This is a genomic window from Nitrosomonas europaea (genome assembly GCF_900167395.1).
Classification (GTDB): domain Bacteria; phylum Pseudomonadota; class Gammaproteobacteria; order Burkholderiales; family Nitrosomonadaceae; genus Nitrosomonas; species Nitrosomonas europaea.
On sequence record NZ_FUWK01000078.1, the window covers coordinates 1 to 2,447 of the forward strand.

Consider the following 2,447-nt stretch of genomic DNA (forward strand, 5'->3'; position numbering starts at 1 on the left):
TGTTTTACGGATCATTCCCGATGTACATCGTTTGCGGTGTTGCAACCTACCTGTATGCAATGACTCGCCTGCCATTGTTCAGCCGTGGAATTTCCTTCCCGCTGGTTATGGCGATTGCAGGCCCGTTGATGATTCTGCCTAACGTTGGTCTGAACGAGTGGGGTCATGCTTTCTGGTTCATGGAAGAGTTGTTCAGCGCACCACTGCACTGGGGATTTGTAGTGTTGGGCTGGGCGGGTCTGTTCCAGGGTGGTGTTGCAGCTCAGATCATTACCCGTTATTCCAATCTGACCGATGTGGTTTGGAACAACCAAAGCAAAGAAATTCTGAATAACCGGATTGTAGCTTAATCTGGTATGTACTCCAGGCAGAAGTTGCGCTTGGGGTACATTAAAAGAGGAAGTCTGGCCGGGTGCTGAAAGTAGCACCTGGTCAGTCAGAACCAGAGTGCGGTACCTTAGAGGAAAAGAGGAATCGTAATGTTACTTTTAAACTATAAGAGGGGAGGGCAGGGTGAGTATATTTAGAACGGAAGAAATCCTGAAAGCGGCCAAGATGCCGCCGGAAGCGGTTCATATGTCACGTCTGATTGATGCAGTTTATTTTCCAATTCTGATTATTTTGCTGGTGGGTACCTACCACATGCACTTTATGCTGCTGGCAGGTGACTGGGATTTCTGGATGGACTGGAAAGATCGTCAATGGTGGCCGGTTGTAACGCCAATCGTGGGGATCACCTACTGTTCGGCAATCATGTATTACTTGTGGGTCAACTACCGCCAACCGTTTGGTGCAACGTTGTGTGTGGTGTGTCTGCTGATTGGTGAGTGGCTGACACGTTACTGGGGATTCTACTGGTGGTCACACTACCCCATCAACTTCGTAACACCGGGCATTATGCTTCCGGGTGCGCTGATGCTGGACTTCACGCTGTATCTGACACGCAACTGGCTGGTGACGGCTCTGGTTGGAGGTGGATTCTTCGGTCTGCTGTTCTATCCGGGTAACTGGCCGATTTTTGGACCAACCCATTTGCCAATCGTTGTAGAAGGCACATTGCTGTCGATGGCTGATTACATGGGACATCTGTATGTTCGTACAGGTACACCCGAGTATGTTCGTCATATTGAGCAAGGTTCACTGCGTACCTTTGGTGGTCATACCACAGTTATTGCAGCATTCTTCTCTGCGTTCGTATCAATGTTGATGTTCACCGTATGGTGGTATCTTGGAAAAGTTTACTGTACAGCCTTTTTCTACGTTAAAGGTAAAAGAGGTCGTATCGTACATCGCAATGATGTTACCGCATTCGGTGAAGAAGGCTTTCCAGAGGGGATCAAATAAAATGGGTATCAAAAACCTTTATAAACGGGGAGTGATGGGGCTTTACGGTGTTGCTTATGCAGTAGCCGCATTAGCCATGACAGTAACATTGGATGTCTCGACGGTAGCAGCTCATGGGGAGCGATCCCAGGAGCCGTTCCTTCGGATGCGTACAGTTCAATGGTATGACATCAAATGGGGTCCTGAGGTAACCAAAGTTAATGAGAACGCAAAAATCACCGGTAAGTTTCACTTGGCTGAAGATTGGCCACGTGCAGCTGCACAACCTGATTTTTCCTTCTTTAACGTAGGAAGCCCAAGCCCGGTATTCGTACGTTTGAGTACCAAGATCAATGGCCATCCATGGTTCATTTCAGGTCCTCTGCAAATTGGCCGTGACTATGAGTTTGAAGTCAATCTGCGTGCACGTATTCCGGGACGTCATCACATGCATGCCATGCTGAACGTCAAAGATGCAGGTCCGATTGCTGGGCCAGGTGCATGGATGAACATTACCGGAAGCTGGGATGATTTTACCAACCCACTGAAATTATTGACGGGTGAGACAATTGATTCAGAAACCTTCAACTTATCGAACGGTATATTCTGGCACGTTGTCTGGATGTCCATCGGTATTTTCTGGATTGGTGTTTTTACAGCACGGCCGATGTTCCTGCCACGTAGTCGTGTATTGTTGGCCTACGGTGATGATCTGTTGATGGATCCGATGGACAAAAAAATCACCTGGGTACTTGCCATTCTGACGCTGGCGCTGGTATGGGGTGGATACCGTTATACGGAAAATAAACATCCCTACACGGTACCTATCCAGGCAGGTCAATCCAAAGTGGCAGCATTACCAGTAGCACCCAACCCAGTATCGATTGTCATTACAGATGCTAACTATGACGTACCGGGACGTGCACTGCGTGTCACCATGGAAGTAACCAATAATGGCGACATACCTGTCACATTTGGTGAGTTCACCACGGCAGGCATACGTTTCATCAACTCTACTGGCCGTAAATACTTGGATCCTCAGTATCCTCGTGAACTGATCGCTGTCGGTTTGAATTTCGACGATGAAAGCGCAATTCAACCTGGTCAGACCAAGGAACTGAAAA

At 48.1% G+C, this 2,447-nt stretch carries 3 protein-coding genes; all 3 read left to right on the plus strand.

Features of this window, described 5'->3' with window-relative positions:
• Positions 1–350: methane monooxygenase/ammonia monooxygenase subunit C (locus B5D58_RS13410; RefSeq protein WP_234989093.1), on the plus strand; the 350-nt coding region annotated here is incomplete at its 5' end.
• Positions 351–513: 163 nt separating this feature from the next.
• Positions 514–1,344 carry a methane monooxygenase/ammonia monooxygenase subunit A gene (locus B5D58_RS13415; RefSeq protein ID WP_011111553.1) on the plus strand — a complete coding sequence of 277 codons (831 nt, stop codon included), beginning with the start codon at positions 514–516 and terminating at the stop codon, positions 1,342–1,344.
• Position 1,345: 1 nt separating this feature from the next.
• Positions 1,346–2,447: methane monooxygenase/ammonia monooxygenase subunit B (locus tag B5D58_RS13420; protein ID WP_078737699.1), on the plus strand; the 1,102-nt coding region annotated here is incomplete at its 3' end.